This window comes from Muricoccus vinaceus (genome assembly GCF_042433125.1).
GTDB classification, from domain to species: Bacteria; Pseudomonadota; Alphaproteobacteria; order Acetobacterales; family Acetobacteraceae; genus Roseomonas; species Roseomonas vinacea.
The window spans coordinates 134,267-154,617 of record NZ_JBHLVZ010000084.1 but is presented as its reverse complement, the minus strand read 5'-3'; the positions used below and the strand labels follow the sequence as shown (position 1 = coordinate 154,617).

18 protein-coding genes are annotated in these 20,351 nt (G+C 71.1%); 10 read left to right on the top strand and 8 right to left on the bottom strand.

The features are described 5' to 3' along the window. Positions 1-1,038: a glycosyltransferase gene (locus ACFFIC_RS23830; RefSeq protein ID WP_377055062.1), complete on the bottom strand. Its 1,038-nt coding sequence runs from the start codon at positions 1,036-1,038 to the stop codon at positions 1-3. Next, positions 1,035-2,222 carry a glycosyltransferase family 2 protein gene (locus ACFFIC_RS23825; protein ID WP_377055060.1) on the bottom strand — a complete coding sequence of 396 codons (1,188 nt, stop codon included), beginning with the start codon at positions 2,220-2,222 and terminating at the stop codon, positions 1,035-1,037. The genes ACFFIC_RS23830 and ACFFIC_RS23825 overlap by 4 nt, the downstream gene beginning before the upstream one ends. A gap of 87 nt (positions 2,223-2,309) precedes the next feature. On the opposite strand from ACFFIC_RS23825, the gene ACFFIC_RS23820 reads away from it, so the two are divergent. The 9 genes from ACFFIC_RS23820 (at position 2,310) to ACFFIC_RS23780 (ending at position 9,872) form a co-directional block, all read left to right on the top strand. Next, entirely contained in the window at positions 2,310-2,588 is a 279-nt protein-coding gene (locus ACFFIC_RS23820; RefSeq protein WP_377055058.1) for a hypothetical protein, read from the top strand. Between the two features lie 544 nt (positions 2,589-3,132). Then, a complete protein-coding gene (locus tag ACFFIC_RS23815) occupies positions 3,133-3,915 on the top strand; it encodes an ABC transporter ATP-binding protein (RefSeq protein ID WP_377055056.1) in 783 nt (260 codons plus the stop codon). 37 nt (positions 3,916-3,952) lie between these two features. Next, positions 3,953-4,645 (top strand): ABC transporter ATP-binding protein, encoded by a 693-nt coding sequence (locus ACFFIC_RS23810; RefSeq protein WP_377055724.1) that lies wholly within the window; start codon positions 3,953-3,955, stop codon positions 4,643-4,645. Positions 4,646-4,680: 35 nt separating this feature from the next. Continuing rightward, complete coding sequence (locus tag ACFFIC_RS23805) at positions 4,681-5,919, top strand: ABC transporter substrate-binding protein (protein ID WP_377055054.1); 1,239 nt, start codon at positions 4,681-4,683, stop codon at positions 5,917-5,919. Positions 5,920-5,973: 54 nt separating this feature from the next. After that, positions 5,974-6,861: a branched-chain amino acid ABC transporter permease gene (locus ACFFIC_RS23800; protein WP_456306966.1), complete on the top strand. Its 888-nt coding sequence runs from the start codon at positions 5,974-5,976 to the stop codon at positions 6,859-6,861. Between the two features lie 4 nt (positions 6,862-6,865). Then, entirely contained in the window at positions 6,866-7,858 is a 993-nt protein-coding gene (locus tag ACFFIC_RS23795; protein ID WP_377055052.1) for a branched-chain amino acid ABC transporter permease, read from the top strand. Between the two features lie 54 nt (positions 7,859-7,912). Continuing rightward, positions 7,913-8,047, top strand: a complete 135-nt coding sequence (locus ACFFIC_RS23790; protein ID WP_377055050.1) for a hypothetical protein — start codon at positions 7,913-7,915, stop codon at positions 8,045-8,047. Beyond that, a complete protein-coding gene (locus tag ACFFIC_RS23785; protein ID WP_377055048.1) occupies positions 8,044-8,805 on the top strand; it encodes a hypothetical protein in 762 nt (253 codons plus the stop codon). The genes ACFFIC_RS23790 and ACFFIC_RS23785 overlap by 4 nt, the downstream gene beginning before the upstream one ends. Then, the gene (locus tag ACFFIC_RS23780) at positions 8,802-9,872 is read left to right on the top strand and encodes a toxic anion resistance protein (RefSeq protein ID WP_377055046.1); all 1,071 of its coding nucleotides are present in this window, start codon (positions 8,802-8,804) and stop codon (positions 9,870-9,872) included. The genes ACFFIC_RS23785 and ACFFIC_RS23780 overlap by 4 nt, the downstream gene beginning before the upstream one ends. Positions 9,873-9,927: 55 nt before the next feature. Here the strand turns inward: ACFFIC_RS23780 and ACFFIC_RS23775 are convergent, their stop codons facing one another. Further along, positions 9,928-11,034, bottom strand: a complete 1,107-nt coding sequence (locus ACFFIC_RS23775) for a TRAP transporter substrate-binding protein (RefSeq protein ID WP_377055044.1) — start codon at positions 11,032-11,034, stop codon at positions 9,928-9,930. Positions 11,035-11,151: 117 nt separating this feature from the next. Between ACFFIC_RS23775 and ACFFIC_RS23770 the strand changes: the two genes are divergently transcribed. Next, entirely contained in the window at positions 11,152-12,225 is a 1,074-nt protein-coding gene (locus ACFFIC_RS23770; RefSeq protein WP_377055042.1) for an alcohol dehydrogenase, read from the top strand. A gap of 144 nt (positions 12,226-12,369) precedes the next feature. On the opposite strand, the gene rpmG is transcribed toward ACFFIC_RS23770, so the two are convergent. From rpmG to dprA, 5 genes are all read right to left on the bottom strand, one after another. Then, positions 12,370-12,537, bottom strand: a complete 168-nt coding sequence (gene rpmG, locus ACFFIC_RS23765; protein WP_140881882.1) for a 50S ribosomal protein L33 — start codon at positions 12,535-12,537, stop codon at positions 12,370-12,372. Between the two features lie 121 nt (positions 12,538-12,658). After that, positions 12,659-14,008, bottom strand: coding sequence for a S41 family peptidase (locus ACFFIC_RS23760; protein WP_377055039.1), 1,350 nt, complete (start codon positions 14,006-14,008; stop codon positions 12,659-12,661). Between the two features lie 167 nt (positions 14,009-14,175). Further along, a complete protein-coding gene (gene rnr / locus ACFFIC_RS23755; protein WP_377055037.1) occupies positions 14,176-16,464 on the bottom strand; it encodes a ribonuclease R in 2,289 nt (762 codons plus the stop codon). A gap of 1 nt (position 16,465) precedes the next feature. Then, the gene (gene topA, locus ACFFIC_RS23750; RefSeq protein WP_377055035.1) at positions 16,466-19,210 is read right to left on the bottom strand and encodes a type I DNA topoisomerase; all 2,745 of its coding nucleotides are present in this window, start codon (positions 19,208-19,210) and stop codon (positions 16,466-16,468) included. 10 nt (positions 19,211-19,220) lie between these two features. Then, on the bottom strand, positions 19,221-20,333 hold the full coding sequence (gene dprA, locus ACFFIC_RS23745) for a DNA-processing protein DprA (protein ID WP_377055033.1): 1,113 nt from the start codon (positions 20,331-20,333) through the stop codon (positions 19,221-19,223). Positions 20,334-20,351: the final 18 nt, after the last annotated feature.

The following is a 20,351-nucleotide window of genomic DNA, read 5'->3' as shown; positions in this document are numbered from 1 at the left end:
TCAGCCCGTGGTCACGGTCTGCCGCGGCTGGTCTTCGCCGGGCTGCGGCTCGGTGCGGATGATCGCCTCGATCAGCAGGTCGTCGCTGCTCTTGGAACGGGTGAACACCACGATCTCCCCGATCAGCCCCACTGCCGTCACCTGCACGCCCAGCACCAGCAGCAGCACGCAGAGGATCAGCGCGGGCCGGTCCGCCAGCGGCAGGTCATAGGCGAACTTCTGGAAGCTGACCGCCAGGCCGACCAGCACGCCGAGCACCGCGATGATCAGCCCAAGCGTGCCGAAGAACCGGAAGGGCTTCAGCGTGAAGCGCAGCAGGAAGTAGAGCGTGCCGAGGTCCAGCAGCCGTTCCACGAAGGTGGAGGGCCGGCGCGGCCGCATCCGCTGGTCGTTGCCGTGCTGCGGGAGCACGAGCTGAAGCACGCGGAAGCCGCGGCTCTCGGCCAGCACCGGCAGGAAGCGGTGCTGCTCCCCATACAGGTTGACCGAACGCGCGGTTCCCGTGCGGACCAGCCGCACGCCGCAGCCGAGATCGCTGAACCGGGCACCCGTGAAGCGCGCGAGGCCTCCGAACAGCCGTCCCTGCAGCCGGTTCAGCAGCAGGTCCTCCCGCCGGTCGCGCGCGGCGACGACGAGGTCCGCGTGCTCGATGCCCTCGAACAGGGCGGGCAGCGCGGAGGGCTCGATCTGGAGATAGGCGGGCAGCGTCAGGATCAGTGGCGCGCTCGCGTTCTGGAAGCCGACGCTTAGCGCCGCCGCCTCGCCGAATGGGCGGGGCAGGGTGATGATCCGAATCGGCTCCCCCGCCCGGCGCAGGGTTTCAAGCTGCCCGCTGACGGCCGGATGCGGACCGTCCAGCACGTAGATGAACTCCGCGTCGGGGGCGACGGACGCGATGCCGTCCCGGTAGGAGGTGTGCACGCTGGTCGTGTCGTCGAAGCGATCGGTGACCGGGATCACCACCGTGACGGAGGGCAGCGCCTGCCGGGTGGACTGCTCTGGCCCGGCCTCGGGCCGCAGGGCGGGTGCGACGGTCATGCCGCGCGCCCCCACGGCCCGCGTTCCGGCTGGGCGCCGGCATCGCGGAGGCGCGCCGCGACACTCGCGAAGTTCTGCAAGTTCAGACCCCCTGTTTCTGCAATAAGGAGACCCAGCAGCCCCCAGGTCACGATGAACACGGAAAGGGAAAGCATCAGCAGCGTGACGCCGAGCGGCACGATGACGCTCTGGCCTACCGCGCTTTCCCAAATGGTGTAGCCAAGGATCAACAGCGTCATCACCGACGCCGGCACCGCGGCGCCGAGCACCCAGGCGTAGGGCCGGCGGTTGAAGCTCAACAGGAAGCGGATCGAGATCAGGTCGAGAAACACCTTGAAGATCCGCGAATAGCCGTACTTGGACTGCCCGAACTTCCGGGGGTGGTGGCGTACCCGGATCTGCGCGAGCCGCGCGCCCGCCAGGCTCGCCAGCGCCGGGATGAAGCGGTGCATGTCGGCGTAGAGGGGGACGTTGCGGATCAGGTCGCCGCGGTAGAGCTTCAGCGAGCAACCGCTGTCCTTTACCTCGGTCCTCATCAGCCGCCGGATCATCCAGTTCGCGACCTTGGAGGGCAGGACGCGAAGCGTGGCGTCCTGCCGCTTGTGCCGCCAGCCCACCACGATGTCGTAGCCCTGGTGCAGCACGTCCAGCATGTCCACGATGTCGAGTGGATCGTTCTGCAGGTCGCCGTCCATTGTGGCCACGATCTCGCCGGTGGAGAGGCGGATGCCCGTGGCCATGGCCGCGGTCTGGCCGAAGTTGCGACGGAAACGGATCACTGAGACGCGGGGATCGCGGCTTGCGAGCCCGGCCGCAAGCTCGTGCGTGCGGTCTCGGCTGCCGTCATCCACGAGAACCAGCTCGAAGCGGATCGCGGCGGGATCGAGCGCGCCCACCACCGCCTCGTAGAGGGGCAGGACGTTATCTTCCTCGTTGTGCAGGGGCACGACGAGCGAAAGCTCTGGGCGTTCGATGGGACACCTGCCTTCTCGCCTCGGTCCGCCATCCACCACAAAGGTGGTTTCCCGCAACGAGATTGGCGCAGAAACGAGCCGTATTGTTCTTCCAACCGTTAGCGCCGCGTCTTCCGCTCCGCCACCCCGATTGTGCGTTGCGGCGATGCGTGCCGGATCACGATTGGTCCATCGCCGTTCGGCTGCCGCTGCCCTGAGGCGCCCGCGCAACGCCGCCCGCCCCTCGATCTCCCCCGAAGCCTGTGCCGCTGGCGGGAGCGGCCCACCGCGGGCGGCGAAGCCGCAGGGAAAACCGCTTTGCGTCACCGGACAGCCGGCTGGCGCGTTCCCGACCTGCATCTTGTGCTCGCCGACCAAGGCCTGATTGGGGAGGATGCGGAACAGCTGATGAGGTGGGCTTTCCGCGACTCCGAAAGATTGGCTGCTTCCGCGATCGTCGTGCTGAACACAGATCGGTGTCCCGGAATCCGCTCGGACATCTCGCTGCCGGCTGCGCAGGCACAAACCCCGTCGAGGCAAGAAGATGTCGAAGAAGAAGGCGAATCAGGTGAAGCGAAATTCGACACTGTTGTGTAAATCATGGCGCAAACAGCCAGCATAGGAGAGTTTACGTTCGTACCTTGAAGTATCATGGCGCGCCGCCGTACTTAAAAATGGTCCATGCGATGACGGAACGTAACCCGCTGGATCCGGCCGTGCGCCGCCGGTAAGACCGCTTGGCCGGGCCGGAACCCCTCGTCACACCCTCTGGCTTCTCCACCTTGCTGCCGCTTCATGAGGCCTTCTGGTCTGTGCGACGAAACGAGGTGCTGCGGGTCACCACCGGCCTCCAGCGATCGGCCCGGGCCTCACACGCCGCGAAGCAACAACCCATTGGCGCTTCAGCTCCGGCAACGTTCCTGCGCGGCGGTGGGCACTCCCCAGACCCCGCTCCGCATCTGGCGGCGGCCAGCCCGGGCTACCCTGGCCCGCTGCCCGCCCTGAATACCCGTCGGGACGGGACCGGCGAGCCGAGGCCGCGCGTCCGGCATCCCGCAAGGCGCTTGCGCCGCAACGTCCGCGTCTCCATTCTCGGGCCCGAGCCGCGACAGACGGCGAATCAGGGAATGGGATGCGCCGGGTGCAGGATTACATCCTGGAAACAGAGGGTTTGACCAAGGAGTTCCGCGGCTTCGTCGCGGTGTCCGGCGTGGCGCTGCGAATCCGGCGGGGCTCCATTCACGGGCTGATCGGCCCGAACGGCGCCGGCAAGACCACCTGCTTCAACCTGCTCACCAAGTTCCTCCAGCCCACGCGGGGCACCATCCGCTACGACGGGCGGGAGATCACGCAGATGAAGCCGGCGGAGGTCGCCCGGCTCGGCCTTGTGCGCTCTTTCCAGATCTCGGCGGTGTTTCCACACCTGACGGTGCTGGAGAATGTCCGGGTGGCGCTCCAGCGCCAGCGCGGCGGTTCCTACGACTTCTGGCGGAGCGACGCCGTCCTCCGCCGCTTCGACGACCGCGCGCGGGAGCTGCTGGCCGATGTCGGCCTGACCACCTATGCGGAGGCCGCCGCCGGGACGCTGCCCTATGGCCGCAAGCGCGCGCTGGAAATCGCCACCACACTCGCGCTCGACCCCACCCTGATGCTGCTGGACGAGCCGACCGCCGGCATGACCCACGAGGACGTCGACCGCATCGTCGCCCTGGTCCGCCGCGTGGCCCAGGGCCGCACGGTGCTGATGGTGGAGCACAACCTCAAGGTGGTGGAGGGCCTCTGCGACGCAATCACGGTGCTCACCCGCGGCCGGGTGCTGGCGGAAGGCCCCTATGCGGAGGTGTCCCGCAACCCCGAGGTGATCGCCGCCTATCTCGGAACCGATCCGGGCATGTCCGGCGCGGCGGAGGCCGCCCATGCTTGAAGCGCAAGCTCCCGTGGCGTCCGTCGCCGCCGGTTCCATGCTGGCGATCCGCGACCTCCAGGCCTGGTACGGCGAGAGCCACGTCTTGCACGGCGTGTCCATCGACGTGCGCCCGGGAGAGGTGGTGACGCTGCTCGGCCGCAACGGCGCCGGCAAGACCAGCACCCTGCGCGCCATCATGGGCCTCACCGGCCGCCGAGCCGGCTCCATCATGTTCGAGGGGCGCGAGACCATCCGCATGAGCCCCGACCAGATTGGCCGCGCCGGCATCGGCTACTGCCCGGAGGAGCGGGGCATCTTTGCCAGCCTCGACGTGACCGAGAACCTCATGCTGCCGCCCCGGGTGCGGGATGGCGGGCTCGACATCCCGACCATCCACGCCCTGTTCCCGAACCTGAAGGAGCGCGCCCGCAGTCCGGGAACCAAGCTGTCCGGCGGCGAGCAGCAGATGCTGGCCATTGCCCGGATCCTGCGCACTGGCGCGCCGCTGCTGCTGCTGGACGAGCCCACCGAGGGCCTGGCCCCGGTGATCGTGCAGCAGATCGGCCGCATGATCCGCGAGATCAAGCAACGCGGCTACACCGTTCTTTTAGTGGAACAAAACTTCCGCTTCGCGCAGACTGTGGCCGACCGTCACTACGTGATGGAGCACGGCCGCGTCGTCGACGCGGTGGCCAACCACGAGATGGCGAGCAGCCTGGACCGGCTGCACGCCTATCTCGGCGTCTGAACAACCATCAGCAAAGCTCGGGAGTCCGAAACGAAATGACCATTGACCGCCGTGCCCTTCTCGGTGGCGCCGCCGCCGTGCCGCTGCTTGCCGGCCTGCCCTTCAACGGCGCCCGCGCCCAGGCCAACAACACGATCAAGATCGGCGTGCTGACGGACATGTCCGGCACCTACCGCGACGGCTGCGGCCCGGGCTCCGTCACCTGCGTGCGCCAGGCGGTGCAGGACAGCGGCGTCGCCGCGCGCGGCATCAACGTCGAGGTCGTCCAGGGCGACCACCAGAACAAGCCCGACCTCGCCTCCACCATCGCCCGCCAGTGGATCGACCGCGACGGCGTGAACGTCATCATCGACGTCGCCACCTCCTCCTGCGCCCTCGCCGTTCACGGCGTGGTGAAGGAGAAGAACTCCATCATGCTGAACTCCACGGGCGCCACGGCGGACCTCACGGGCTCGGCCTGCAACCCCAATACCATCCACTGGACCTACGACACCTGGATGCTTGCCAACTCCACCGGCGGCGCCATGGTGAAGGCGGGCGGGGACACCTGGTTCTTCATCACGGCCGACTATGCCTTCGGCCATGCGCTGGAGCGCGACACCACGGGGCTGATCGGCAAGCAGGGCGGGCGCGTGCTGGGCTCGGTGAAGCATCCCTTCCCGGGCACCACGGACTTCTCCTCCTTCCTGCTCCAGGCGCAGCAGTCTCGCGCCAAGGTGGTGGGGCTGGCCAATGCCGGCGTGGACACCATCAACTGCGTGAAGCAGGCGGCCGAGTTCGGGCTGACCCGCCGCCAGAAGCTGGCGGTGCTGCTGATGATCGCGAGCGACGTCCACAGCCTGGGCCTGCAGACCGCCCAGGGCCTCTCGCTTTCCGAGACCTACTACTGGGACCTCAACGACCGCACCCGGCGCCTGGCCAACAAGGTGAAGGGCGACATGGGCGGGGCCATGCCGACCATGTGGCAGGCCGGCTGCTACAGCGCGGCGCTGCACTACCTCAAGGCCGTGGCCGACATGGGGGTCGCGCAGGCCAAGGCCGGCGGCGCCGAGACGGTGGTGCGCATGAAGGCCATGCCGACGGACGACGACGCCTTCGGCGCCGGCTCCATCCGCCAGGACGGCCGCAAGCTCCACCCCTCCTACCTGTTCGAGGTGAAGACCCCCGCCGAGAGCAAGGGCCCCTGGGACTACTACAAGCTGGTCCGCACCGTCCCGGTGGAGGAAGCCTTCCGCCCGATCGCCGACGGCGGCTGCCCGCTCGTCCGGACCTGAACCACCACATGCGGGAGGGGCCTGTCCCCTCCCGCCCATCACGGGTGACCCGCCTTGTTCGAGGAACTCCTTTTCCAGCTTGAGATGGCCGCGCCGCAGATCGTGCTCGGGCTGGTGAACGGCGCCTTCTATGCGCTGCTCTCGCTCGGGCTCGCGGTGATCTTCGGCATGCTGAACGTCATCAACTTCGCCCATGGCGCCCAGTTCATGATGGGCGCCTTCGTGGCCTGGATGCTGCTGAACTGGGCGGGCATCCCCTATTGGGGGGCGCTGATCCTCTCGCCGCTGATCGTGGGCGCCTTCGGCGTGGTGCTTGAACGGCTGATGATCTCGCGCCTCTACAAGATGGATCACCTTTACGGCCTGCTGCTGACCTTCGGGCTGGCGCTGATCATCGAGGGCGTGTTCCGCAACACCTTCGGCTCCTCGGGCCTGCCCTATTCGCCGCCCGCGGCGCTCACGGGCGCGCCGGTGGATCTCGGCTTCATGCTGTTGCCGAAGTACCGGCTCTGGGTGGTGGTGGCCGCCTTCGTGGTCTGCATCGCGACCTGGCTGGTGATCGAGAAGACGCGCCTCGGCGCCTATCTCCGCGCCGCCACGGAGAATGCGCCGCTGGTCCAGGCCTTCGGCGTGAACGTGCCGCGGATGGTGACGCTGACCTATGCGGCGGGCGTCGGCCTCGCGGCGCTGGCGGGCGTCCTGGCGGCGCCGATCTATTCGGTGAACCCGGCGATGGGGTCCAACTTCATCATCACCGTCTTCGCCGTGGTGGTGATCGGCGGCATGGGCTCCATCCTCGGCTCGGTGATCACCGGCTTCGCGCTCGGCCTCGTGGAGGGGCTGACCCGCGTGGTCTATCCGGAGGCCTCGGCCACCGTGATCTTCGTCATCATGGCGATCGTGCTGGTGGCACGCCCCGCCGGCCTCTTCGGGAGGGCCTGACATCATGGCTTCCGCGACCACCGCCCCGGTCGACACCCTGCCGCCCGCCACCCCGCAATCGGGCCTGTTCGGCTTCACCCGGGCCCAGGGGCTGGCGCTGCTGGTGATGGTGGCGGCCATCGTGGCGCTGCCCTTCTTCGTCTATCCGCAATTCCTGATGAAGCTGCTCTGCTTCGCCCTGTTTGCCTGCGCCTTCAACCTGCTGATCGGCTATGTCGGCCTGCTTTCCTTCGGCCATGCGGCCTATTTCGGCATGGGCAGCTACGTCTCGGCCTATGCCAGCCAGAGCTGGGGGCTCTCGCCGGAGCTCTGCGTGCTGATCGGCGGCGCGGTGGGGGCGGGGCTCGGCCTGGTCTTCGGCTGGATCGCCATCCGGCGTGCCGGCATCTACTTCGCCATGATCACCCTAGCCCTCGCCCAGATGGTCTACTTCTTCTGCGTTCAGGTGCCCTTCACCCGGGGCGAGGACGGCATCCAGGGCATCCCGCGCAACCGGCTCCTGGGCCTGGTGGACCTCGGCCCGGACATGAACATGTACTGGTTCGTGGCGGGGGTCTTCCTGCTCGGCTTCCTGCTGATCCACCGGATCATCCATTCCCCCTTCGGCCAGGTGCTGACCGCGATCCGCGAGAACGAGCCCCGCGCCACCTCGCTCGGCTACCGGGTGGACGACTACAAGCTGCTGGCCTTCGTGCTCTCGGCCGGCCTCGCCGGGGTGGCGGGGGCGACCAAGGCGCTGACCGTGCACATCGCCACCCTGATCGACGTGAACTGGCCCATGTCCGGCGAGGTGGTGCTGATGACCCTGCTCGGCGGCCTCGGCACGCTGTTCGGGCCGGTGGTGGGCGCCGGGGTGGTGATGACCATGGAGACCTACCTCGCCCCCTTCGGCGCCTGGGTGACGATCAGCCAGGGCGTGATCTTCGTGGCCTGCGTGCTGGCCTTCCGGGCCGGCATCGTCGGGGAGCTGGCGCGCCTGTTGCGGGTGAAGCTGTAGTCCGTCCGCCAGGCGCTTGAAGCGGGGGCAGGGCGGGACGATCTTCGGCGCGGCATGAATCGCAACCCTCCTTCGGTCACCCTCTCCGCCCCGGTCCGCCGGATCGCGGGTTTCGCCCTCCTCGCGGCCGGGATCGGCTTCACGGGGCTGATGTCCTTCGTCCATGTCCTGGTGGAGCTGTTCGATTGAGCCCGTCGGGATTCAACCGCACCCGCGGCCCCTTTCACGGGCAGGATAAGTTGCCGGGCTGGTGGACGGGGCTGCGCGGCGTGCCGCTCGCTCTCTTCGCACTGCCATTCGTGCCGGCCTTCTTTCTTGCGCTGATCAGCGGCGAGGGGCGGCTGGTGGGTGGCTGCATCGCCGCGCTGGCCGGGGTCGGGCTCGCTATGTCGCGCCTGGCGCGCGCGCGGCGGGGCGATGCGCGGCGGGCGGGCGTGCTGCTGGGCATCGGGGTCGGATTGGCCGCGCATTTTGCCGGCGGCACGGCGCCGATCGGGGCGGTGGTGCTCGGGCTGATGGCCTGGGGCGGCGCGCGGCTTCTCTATGACGGGGTGGTGGAGGTCGCGCCGCCGCCGCCGCCCAGGCCAGCGCCGCCCCCGGACGCTCTGGACCCGATGCGCGCGCGGCTGGCGGCCCTGCGCAGCGGCGACCCGCGCCTCCTGCCCGCGGCGCAGGAGCTGGGCGGGCTGCTCGACGAGCTGGCGCAGCGGCCCGACGCGGCCGGGCAGGCGCGGCGGGTGCTGGTGGTTGGCATCGACGGGCTGGAGCGGATCGGCCTGCGGCTTTCCCAGGGGGCGACGCCGCCGGAAACGCTGCCCGTGCTGGTGGACGACCTGGCGCGCGCCGCGCGGCAGTCGGCGCAGGATCTGCGCGGCGCCGAGACCGAGGCGCTGGCGATCCAGGTGAAGGTGTTGCAGGACCGGCTGCACCAGGAGGGCATTTCGTGAGCGACAACACCTTGGAGCGCAACGCCGGGGAGCCGGCGCCGCCGGGCGTGCAGGAGCTGGCGGCCCGGATCAACCTGAACGATCCCGGCAGCATCACCCGTTTCGGCCAGGAGGCGCAGGGGCGCGCGGCCGCGGCGGCCGATGCCATGCTGGGCGCCGCGCGGAGCGATGCGGTGGGCGAGGCGGGGGACTCGCTGTCCCGCCTGCTGGGCACGCTCCGCGGCTTCGACGTGACCAAGCTGGACACCAAGCCCGGGCTTCTGGCGCGGCTGATCGGCCGGGCTGGCAGCGAGACCACCGCGATCCTGCAGCGCTACGAGAGCGTGCGCGGACAGGTGGAGGCGATCGGCGACAAGCTGGACACCCACCGCACCCGGCTGATGGAGGATGTGGAGCGGCTGGAGCGGCTCTACGAGGCGACGCTGACCTGGTTCCACGCCCTGGCGGACCATGTGGCGGCGGGCGAGGCCGTGCTGGCGCGGACCGACCAGGAGGCGATCCCGGTCGCCGAGCGCGCGGCGATGGACCCGTCCGACCCCATCGCGCCGCAGCGGCTGCGCGACCTGCGGGCTGCGCGGGAGGACCTGGACCGGCGCGTGCACGACCTGCGGCTGACGCGGCAGGTGGCGATGCAGGCGCTGCCCTCGATCCGGCTGATCCAGGAGAACGACAAGGCGCTGGCGGGGCGCATCCACTCGGTGCTGGCCAACACGGTGCCGCTGTGGCGGACGCAGCTGGCGCAGGCGCTGGCGCTTCAGCGGATGCGCGAGGCGGGCGCGGCGGTGAAGGCCGCGACCGACCTGACGAACGAGCTGCTGACGGCCAATGCCGAGGGGCTGCGCCGCGCCAATGTGGAGGTGCGGACGGAGATCGAGCGGGGCGTCGTGGACCTCGAAGCCGTGCAGAAGGCCAATGTGGCGCTGGTCTCGACCATCGAGGACTCGCTGCGCATCGCCCAGGAAGGGCGCGAGCGGCGGATCGCCGCGACCAAGGCCCTGGGCGAGGCGGAGTCCGAGATCCGGCGGGCGCTGACAGCGGCGCGCGCGCCGGCCCCGAAGCGGGGCTGAGGAGGGCTTCGTCCTTCCCGGAGGGCGGGGGAGAATGCCTTCTCCCCCGGCATCTTCACCGCCGCGCGGTGGCCTGCGCGACGTAGTTGTCGAAGGAGAGCTCCGAGACGCGGTGCCAGATGCGCATGTCGTCGCGGTGCTTGGACCAGCTTTCGTGGATCTTGGCGAAGTCCGGGTTCTTCGCGACGAGGTCGCGCTCCAGGTCCAGCCAGGTGCGCAGGCAGGTGTCCATCATGTCGCGCGAGAAGGGGGTGAGCTTCGCCCCTTGCGCGACGAGGCGGCGCAGGCTGTCGGGGTTGCGGATGTCGTAGCGCGCGACCATCCAGTGCGTGGCCTCGGCGCAGCCGGCGCGGAAGGCGGCCTGGTAGGACTTGGGCAGCGCGTTCCACTGGTCGAGGTTGACGTAGAAGTAGGTGGAGGCGCCGCCCTCCCACCAGGCGGGGTAGTGGTAGAAGGGGGCGACGCGGACGAAGCCGAGCTTCTCGTCGTCATAGGGGCCGAGCCATTCGGCGGCGTCGATCGTGCCGCGCTCGAGCGAGGGGTAGAGGTCGCCGGCGCCGAGCTGCTGGGGGACGCCGCCCAGGCGGGACAGCACCTGCCCGGCGAGGCCGCCGATGCGCATCTTCAGGCCGTTCAGGTCCGTGGCCGGGCCGAGCGCGCGGCGGAACCAGCCGCCCATCTGCGCGCCGGTGGCGCCGAGCGGCATGCCCAGGACGTTGAACTTGCGGTGGACCTCGTTCAGCAGGTCGATGCCGCCGCCCTCGTACATCCAGGCGTTCTGCTGGCGCGTGTTCAGGCCGAAGGGGAGGCCGGTGGCGAAGGCGAAGGCGTCGTTCTTGCCGGTGTAGAGGAAGCTGGTGGTGTGGCAGCACTCGACGCTGCCGGACTGCACGGCGTCCAGCGCCTGAAGCGGGGGGGCGATCTCGCCGGCGGAGAAGACGCGGATCTGAAAGCGGTCGTCGGTGAGTTCGGAGACGACGCGGGCGAAGACCTCTCCGGCGCCGTAGATGCAGTCGAGCGAGCGCGGGTAGGAGGAGGTCAGGCGCCAGCGGAGCGTCGGCTGGGCGGTCTGGGTGACGGCGGGCTGGGCGAGCGCGGGGCTTGCCGCCGCGGTGAGGGTGGCGGCCTGCGCGGCGCGGCCGATGAGGGCACGGCGGTCCATGGCGTTCTCTCCGTTCGTTGCGTCGGCCTTACTGCGATCCGCTCCGCGAGGCGAGGGGCTGCTTGACCGGCGCGGGCGGCGGGTGTGCCATCCGCCGATCAAAGCGGGAGGATGTTCATGCGCGCCTGGGCAGTGGTGGAAACGGGGCAGCCGTTGCAGGCCATGGACTGGCCGACGCCGGAGCCGCAGGGCGGCGAGGTGCTGATCGAGGTGACGCATTGCGGCGTCTGCCATTCGGACCTGCACATCTGGGAAGGCGGGTATGACCTGGGGAGCCGGGGCAGGCTTTCCCTGCAGGACCGCGGCGTGGTGCTGCCGCTCGCGATGGGGCACGAGATCGCCGGGCGGGTGGCGGCGATGGGGCCCGAGGCGAAGGGCGTCGCGGTGGGGGAGGCGAAGGTCGTCTATCCCTGGATCGGCTGCGGCCGCTGCGAGCGCTGCGCGGCGGGCGAGGACAACATGTGCCCGAACGCGGCGCGCACGCTGGGGATCTACCGGCAGGGCGGCTATGCCACGCATGTGCTGGTGCCGGACGCGAAGTACCTCGTGCCGGTGGAGGGGACGGACCCGGCGGTCGCGGCGACCTATGCCTGCTCCGGGATCACCGTCTACTCGGCGATCCGCAAGCTCGGCGACATGCCGCCTGACCGGGCCGTGGTGCTGGTGGGCGCGGGCGGGCTGGGGCTGGCGGCCATCCACATGCTGAAGGCCCTTGGCCACCACCGGATCGTGTCGGTGGACGTGTCCGACGAGAAGCTGGCGGCGGCCCGGGCGGCGGGGGCGACGGAGACGGTGCTGGCGGCGCCCGGCGGGGGCGCGGAGGCGACGGCAGCGATCGTTGCGGCCTGCGGCGGTCCGGCGATGGCGGTGATCGACCTGGTGAACGGCAGCGCCACCGCGCGCTTCGCCTTCGACGCGCTGGGCAAGGGCGGCGTGCTGGTACAGGTCGGGCTGTTCGGGGGCGAGATCACGGTGCCGCTGCCGATCATGGCCATCCGGGCGCTGACGCTGCAGGGGTCCTATGTGGGCTCGCCCGCCGACCTCCGGGCGGTGATGGCGCTGGCCAAGGCGGGCAAGCTGACGGCACTTCCGGTTTCCACCGCGCCGATGGCGCAAGCGGGGACCGTGCTGGAGCGGCTGCGCGACGGCAAGGTGACAGGGCGGGTGGTGCTGCGGGCAGAGGCGGCCTGAGGGCCGCCTTACCATCTTACTATCTTACCGGGCCGGTGCCCTGGCTGGGGCACAGGGCCGGAACGGCGAAACGCCCGACGGACCAGGGGTCCTCGGGCGTTTTCTGACGATATTCCTATGACGGGCGGCTGCGCCCGTCAAGGGCTACTTGATCTTGGCCTCGCGGAAGGTGACGTGCTTGCGCGCCACGGGGTCGTACTTCTTCTTCTCCATCTTGCCGGTGGCATTCCGCGTGTTCTTCTTGGTCACGTAGAAGTAGCCGGTGTCCGCGGAGGAGACGAGGCGGATCTGGATGGTGTTGGACTTGGCCATGTTGGGGCTCGGGACTCGATTCCAGGTGGGCGGGTGCCGGGTTGGCGGCGCCGGCCGGGGCCGGGTCGCGAAGGGGCCGCAACCTAGCGGGCGGGGCGCTGGCGTCAAGCACTGAGTGCGCTCAGTCGCGGATGGCTGCCTCGTAGAGGTCGGGGCGTTCCAGCACGGTGCGGGCGGTGGCGAGGTCGGCGTCGCGGCCCTCGGCCGGCGGGCAGGCGTTGCGCAGCGCCGCGATCTCGCTGGTGGGAACCGGCGCGCGGGCGGCGCGGGCGCGGGCGAGCGGAATGGCCATGGGGCTGTCGGCGGTGCCGAGGGTGGCGAGGCCGCGTGCCGTTTCCTCGGCGCCGAGGCTGGTGCAGAGCGCCGGGAGGACGCCCAGCATCTGCAGCGGCCAGCCGCGCGGGGCGAGGATGCGCGACCAGGAGAGGGCGAGCTCCCCGCCGCCGGGAAGGGGAACGAGGATCTGGATGAGGCCCTTGCCGAGCGTGGCGCTGCCCAGGACCACGCCGCGCCCGAGATCGCCGAGGCTTGCTGCCACCACTTCCGCGGCGGAGGCGGTGCGGCCGTCGACGAGCACCACCAGGCGGCGGCCGGCGGCGAGGTCGGGACCGGCCGCGAGGAGGCGACGGCGGGAGTCCGGGTGGCGGCCCTCTGTCGCGGCGATGAGCCGGCCGCCATCGAGAAAGGAATCCGTGACCTGAAGGGCCTGCTGCAGCAGGCCGCCGCGGTTGCCGCGCAGGTCCAGCACCACGCCGAGCGGTGCACTGGCCGCGGGGATGCGGGCCAGGGCGGTGTCGAGCTGCTCCGGGGTGGTGGTGGCGAAGAAGGGGACGCGGAGCCAGAGGATGCCGTCGCGCACCTCGGCGGAGACGGTCAGCGGCGGGGCGGCGCTGCGGGTCATGGCGACCGCAAGGCGGCGGCCCCCGCGCTGGAGGGTGAGGACGACGGTGCTGCCGGCCTGACCCTCCAGCAGGGCCATTGCCTGGGGGATGTCGTCGCCCAGGAGCGCGATGCCGTCGGCTTCCAGCAGGCGGTCGCCGGGGCGGAGGCCTGCGCGGGCGGCGGCGCTGCCGGGCACGACCTGGGTCACGGTAAGGGCGCGGCGGGCGGCGCGGCCGGGATTGGCGGCCAGGACCAGCCCGAGGTCGCCGATGCCCAGGCGGCGCTCGCGTCCCTCCCGCGCCTCGGCGGGGGTCATGTAGCGGCTGTAGGGGTCGAGGTGGTTGAAGATTTCCTCGAAGACGGCCTGGAGGACGGCCTGGCGGCCGGCCCGGCGCAGCGCCGGGGACTGGCGCTCGGCCTCGTCCAGCAGGGCGCCGACGGCCTCGGCGACGGAAGCGGGTGTGTTGCCCGCCAGCCGGTCGGCCGTCAGGGTTTCGGAGAGGCCGAGCACGAGGGCCGGGCCGCGGCGGGCGGAAGAGAGGGTGGCGTCGATCGCCTCCAGGCCGCGCAACGCCCAGAGGCCGACCATCGGGGGGTCCGTGGGCTCGATGTGGCGCTCGGCGATGGCGGTGAAGGCGGTGCGGAGGGTGGCGGCGTATTCCTGGGCGCGGGCCGCCCGGGGAAGGGCAGCGAGCAGGGCGAGGAACAGGAGGGGGGCGGCAAGGAGGGCCGGGCGGGGAGTGGTGCGGCGCGGGCTCAGCGCCGGCGCTTCGGCTGGGCGTCGCGCGCGGGCTTCTGCCGGCGGTCGGTGATCTTCTGGCGGCCGCGCGGGGGCGTGCCGCCCGAGGGGGGGCGGGGGCGGCTCTGGGCGGCGCGGGGATCGCCCTGAAGGAGCTGGAAGGTCAGGCTGCCCGTGCGGGGCACGGCCTCGGCCAGCCGCACCTCGACCTCCTGGCCCAGGGTGAAGAACAGGCCCGTGCGGCGGCCGATCAGGCGCATCGCCGCTTCCTCGTGGAACCATTGGTCGTCCGGCAGGGCCGCCATCGGGACGATTCCGTTGGCGCCGTTCTCCTCCAGTGTCACGAAGAGGCCGAAGCGTGTCACCCCCGAAACGCGCGCGGGGAAGGTGGCGCCGACGCGGTCGGCCATGAAGGCGGCGAGGTAGCGCTCCACGGCGTCGCGCTCGGCGAGCGCGGCGCGGCGCTCGGTTTTCGTGATGTGCTCGCCGGTTTCGGCCAGCGCGGTGACCTCGGGGTCCGTCAGGCCGTCGTCACCGAGACCGAGGCCGCGGATCAGGGCGCGGTGGACCAGCAGGTCGGCGTAGCGGCGGATGGGGCTGGTGAAATGGGCGTAGCGCGGCAGGGCGAGGCCGAAATGGCCGATGTTCTCCGGGTTGTACTCGGCCTGGGACTGGCCGCGGAGGATGGTCTCGCTGACCAGGCGGGACTCGGGGCGGTCCTTCACGGTCTCCAGGATGTGGGCGAAGTCGCGGGGCTTGACCTGGTCGGAGGCCGGGAGGGTGATGCCGAGGCCGGAGAGGAAGGAGCGGAGGTTCTCCATCTTCTCGTCCGAGGGGCGGTCGTGGACGCGGTACATGCAGGGGAGGTGGAGGCGTTCCAGCTCCTCGGCCGCGCAGACATTGGCGGCGACCATGAACTCCTCGATCAGGCGGTGGCTGTCGAGGCGGGGGCGGGGGGCGACGGAGAGGACCTTGCCGTTCTCGTCGAGGATGACGCGGCGCTCGGGGAGGTCGAGATCCAGCGTGCCGCGGCGGAGGCGGGCGGCGAGCAGGGCCTCGAAGGCGCCGTAGAGGCGGGCGACGTGGCCTTCCGACAGGCCGGCATCCTCGTTCGCGTCGCGGGCGGCCTGGACCTTTTCGTAGGTGAGGCGGGCGGCGCTGCGCATGAGGGCGCGGCCGAAGCGGTGGGAGGTCTTGGTGCCGGCGGCGTCGAAGAGCATCTCGACGTAGAGGCAGCCGCGGTCTTCCTCGGGCTTGAGGCTGCACCAGCCGTTGGACAGGGCCTCGGGCAGCATCGGCACGACGTGGTCGGGGAAGTAGACGGAGTTGCCGCGGTGCTTCGCCTCGCGGTCGAGCGGGGCGTTGGGGCGGACGTAATGGGCGACGTCGGCGATGGCGACGATGACGCGCCAGCCGCCCTCGTGCGGTTCCGCGAAGACGGCGTCGTCGAAGTCGCGGGCGTCCTCGCCGTCGATGGTGACGAGGGGGGTGTCGCGGAGGTCGTCGCGGGTGCCCAGCGGGATGGGCTGGGCGCGGGCGGCGGCCTGGGTGACCTCCTCGGGGAACTCGTCGGGGATTCCGTGGGCGGCGATGCAGAGACGGGAGACGGCGCGGGCGTCGTCCATGGGCCCGAGGCGCTCGACGATGCGGGCGGGGCGGGGGCCCATCAGGCGGTCGCGGCCGGCGCCGGGGATGGGCTCTGCCTGGACGAGTTCGTTTTCCTGGGCGCCGTTGGCTTCGCCGGCGGGGATGATCCAGCTGGCGCGGGAGCGGCGGTCCACGGGTTCCACCAGACCGTTGCTGTAGATGCCGAGCACGCGGGAGGGGGAGCCGGTGCCGATGCGCTTGAAGGTGCGGCCCTCGTACTTGTTGCCGCCGATGCGGGTGATGCGGGCCAGCACGCGGTCTCCCGGGGCGAGGGCGGCCTGGCCCGGGCGCTCGGGGCGCATGTAGACGACCGGCTTCTCGGGGCCGTCCCAGGTGATGGGGCGGGCGATGGGGTCGCCGTCGGGGTCGGTGCCGGTGACTTCCAGCGCGGCCATGTCGGGCAGGGTGGCGCTGTGGCGGATGGTGCGGCGCCCGACGGGGGCGGCCGTGCCCTCGTCCTTCAGGGCGGCCATGAGGTTGCGCAGCGCGGGGCGCTGGTCGCTGGTGAGGCCGAAGTGGCGGCTGATCTCGGTCTTGCCCACGCGGCCGGAGGCGGCGCGGAGAAAGGCGAGGAGGGCTTCGCGGGTGGGGAGGGGGTTGGGCGTGACGGGGGCGCCCTCCGCCTCCGGGGAGTCCTCGGGGTCGGGGGGCGCGGCCATGTCAGGCCGTGCCCTTCGCGGCGGCCTTCCTGGCGGCCGGCGGCTTGGCGGCTTTGTTCGGCGCAGCCTTCTTGGCGGCCGGCTTCTTGGCCGCCGCCTTCTTCGCGGCGGGTTTGGCCGCGGGGGCCGGGGGCGCGGTGGCCTCGGCGGCTTCCTTCGCCTTCGGCGCGGCCTTCTTCGGCGGGGCCTTGCGGCCACCGGGGCCCTTCTTGGGCGGAAGGGGCTTGCCCTTCTCGGCCAGCAGGGCGACGGCCTGGTCGAGGGTGAAGCTCTCCATCTCCACGCCGCGCGGAAGGGAGGCGACGGTGGTGCCGTGCTGGGCGTAGGGGCCGAAGCGGCCGCGCTTGACCTCGACCGGCGTGCCGTCCTTGGGATGGTTGCCGAGGAGATAGCCGCGGGGCTTGGCGTTGGCGAGCAGCTCCATCGCGCGGTTCATGCCGAGGGAGAGGATGTCGTCGTCGGCCTGCACGCTCTGCGAAAGGGCGCCCATCTTCAGGTAGGGGCCGAAGCGGCCGAGATTGGCGGTAATCTCCTCCCCCGTTTCCGGGTGGAGGCCCACCACGCGGGGCATGTTGAGGAGGGTGACGGCGCGGTCGAGCGTCAGCGTCTCCGGGTCCATGCCGCGGGGGAGGGAGGCGCGGCGGGGCTTGGTCGGCTTGCCCTTGGCATCGGTGCCGGGCTCGCCGAGCTGGACATAGAGGCCATAGGGACCTCGCCGGAGGGAGATCTCCTGGCCCGTGCCGGGGTCCGTGCCGATGTTGCGCGGGCCCTCGTTGCCGCTGTCCTCGCCATCCGCGGAGGGGACGACGAGGGGCCGGGTGTAGCGGCATTCCGGGTAGTTGGAGCAGCCGATGAAGGCGCCGGTGCGGCCGAGGCGGAGGCCCAGGCGGCCGTTGGCGCGGTGCTCGTTCACGCAGGTGGGGCAGGCGCGGGGGTCGGTGCCGCCCTCGCGCGCCGGGAAGAAGTGGGGGCCGAGGTCCTCGTCCAGCGCGTCGATGACGTCGCTGATCTTGAGGTCCTTGGTGGCGTCCACGGCCTGGCGGAACTGGTCCCAGAACTCGTGCATCACGGCGCGCCAGTCGGCGCGGCCGCCGGAGATGTCGTCGAGCTTTTCTTCGAGCGCCGCGGTGAAGTTGCTGTCGACGTAGCGCTCGAAGAAGGAAACGAGGAAGGCGGTGACGAGGCGGCCGCGATCCTCGGGGATGAAGCGCCGGGCGTCGATGCGGACGTATTCGCGATCCTGCAGGGTTTGCAGGATGGAGGCATAGGTGGAGGGGCGGCCGATGCCGAGCTCCTCCATCTTCTTCACCAGCGACGCCTCGGAGTAGCGGGGCGGGGGCTGGGTGAAGTGCTGGGCGGCGGTGACGGTGTCGCGCCTCGGCTCCTCGCCCTGGGCCATGGGGGGGAGGGTGCGGTTCTCGTCGTCGGCGGCCTGCTTGGGGTCGTCGATGTCCTCGCGGTAGAGCTTGAGGTAGCCGTCGAAGGCGATGACCTGGCCGGTGGCGCGGAGGCGGGCGCGGCCGGCCTTGTCGTCGATGTCCACCGCGGTCTGGTCCATCTCGGCGGACTGCATCTGGGAGGCGACGGCGCGCTTCCAGACGAGGTCGTAGAGGCGGCGCTGCTCGGGGTTGAGGTAGCGGGCGACGTCCTGCGGGGTGCGGGTGACGTCGGTGGGGCGGATGGCCTCGTGGGCCTCCTGGGCGTTCTTGGCCTTGGTCGCGTATTCGCGGGGGGCGGAGGGGAGGTAGGGGTCGCCGAAGGCGGACTGCACGTGGGTGCGGATCTCGCCGATCGCTTCCCGCGACATCTGCACGCCGTCGGTCCGCATGTAGGTGATGAGGCCGACGGTTTCGCCGCCGATGTCCACGCCCTCATACAGCTGCTGGGCCAGGCGCATGGTGGCCTGGGCGCCGAAGCCGAGCTTGCGGCTGCTTTCCTGCTGGAGGGTGGAGGTGGTGAAGGGCGGCGGCGGATTGCGGCGGGTGCGCTTCTTCTCGACCGCGGAGACGGTGAAGGTGCCGGCCTCGACGGTCTGCTTGGCGCGGGTCGCCGCCGCTTCGTCGGAAAGGTCGAACTGGTCGAGGCGCTTGCCGTCGAGATGGGTCAGGCGGGCGGTGAAGGGGGCGCCGGTGGGGGTGCGGAAGGCGGCCTCGATCGACCAGTACTCGCGGGGCTTGAAGACCTCGATCTCGGATTCGCGGTCGGTGATGAGGCGCAGCGCGACCGACTGGACGCGGCCGGCGGAGCGGGAGCCGGGGAGCTTGCGCCAGAGCACGGGGGAGAGGGTGAAGCCCACGAGGTAGTCGAGCGCGCGGCGGGCCAGGTAGGCGTCGATCAGGGGGATGTCGAGGTCGCGCGGGTGCTCGATGGCGTGCTGGATGGCGCGCTTGGTGATCTCGTTGAAGGTGATGCGGTGGACTTCGATGCCCTTGAGCGCCTTGCGGCCCTCCAGCATCTGGCGGACGTGCCAGGAGATGGCCTCGCCCTCGCGATCCGGGTCGGTGGCGAGGTAGAGGCGCTTGGAGTGGCCGGACTTGAGGGCCTGGACGATCTCGCGGACCTGCTTCTCGCCCCGCTCCTCCGAGGACCAGTCCATCGCGAAATCCTCCTCCGGGCGGACGGAGCCGTCCTTGGCGGGAAGGTCGCGGACATGGCCGAAGGAGGCGAGGACGGTGTAGCCGTCGCCCAGGTACTTGTTGATGGTCTTCGCCTTTGCGGGCGATTCGACGACGACGACGTCTGTCATATGGGGCCTATTAGCCCTCCGGTTCCTGTGTGCGCTGAATGCCGGAGCGCACCACGCGGTTTCCGGGAAGCGCTTCGATCAGGCCCTCCAGCTCCAGTTCCAGGAGCGCGGCGCGGGCGGTTGACGACGAGAGGTGGCAGCGGCGGAGCACCTCGTCAACCGTGACGGGTGTTTGGCCGATCAGGGACAGAAGGCCGGAAGGGCTTGATTCCCCGGGGGCGGCGGGGGGACGCACGGGCGTGCGCGAGGGCCGGGGCGGGGTGAAGACCGGGATCGCCTCGGCGGTGGCGGGCAGGACCTCGAGAACGTCCTGCGCCGTTTCGCAGAAATGGGCGCCCTGGCGCAGAAGGTCGTTGGAGCCGCGGCAGCGGGGATCGAGCGGGGAGCCGGGGACGGCGAAGATCTCGCGCCCCGCCTCGGCGCCGAGGCGGGCGGTGATCAGCGTGCCCGAGCGGGGGGCGGCCTCGACCACCACGATGCCCAGCGACAGGCCGGCGACGATGCGGTTGCGGCGGGGAAAGTGGCGGGCCAGCGGCGCGGTGCCCAGGGGCGCCTCGGCCAGGAGAAGGCCGGTCTCGGCGATCCGGTCCTGAAGTTCGCGGTTCTCCGGGGGATAGGCGATGTCGATGCCGCCGGCGACGGCGGCAACGGTCCGGCCGTGGCGGAGCGCGCCGGCGTGGGCGGCGGCATCGATGCCGCGGGCCAGGCCGGAGGTGACGGTGACGCCCTCCGCGGCGAGGGCCTCGGCCATGTCCTCGGCGATCCGCCGGCCGGTCGCGGAGGCGTTGCGGGCGCCGACGACGGCGACCTGGCGGGAGGGGAGGAGGGCGAGGTTGCCGAGCGCGGCGAGGATGGGGGGCGCGTCCTCGAGCTGGGCGAGGAGGGGTGGGTAGGAGGGCGTGCCGAGATGGAGCCAGGTGCCGCCCATGGCGAGCACGGCGTCGTGCTCGCGCTCGACCGCGCCGGTGCCGGGCGGGGCGAAGCGGTTCGCGGGGTCGGCGGCCAGGGCCCGCAGGGCAGCCCCGGCGGTGCCGTGCTGAAGCAGGAGGCGCCGGAAGTTCTGGGGGCCGACGCCCTCGGTGCGGGCGAGGCGGAGCCGGGCGAGGCAGTCGGCGGGCGTCACGCGCGGTGGATCACCTGC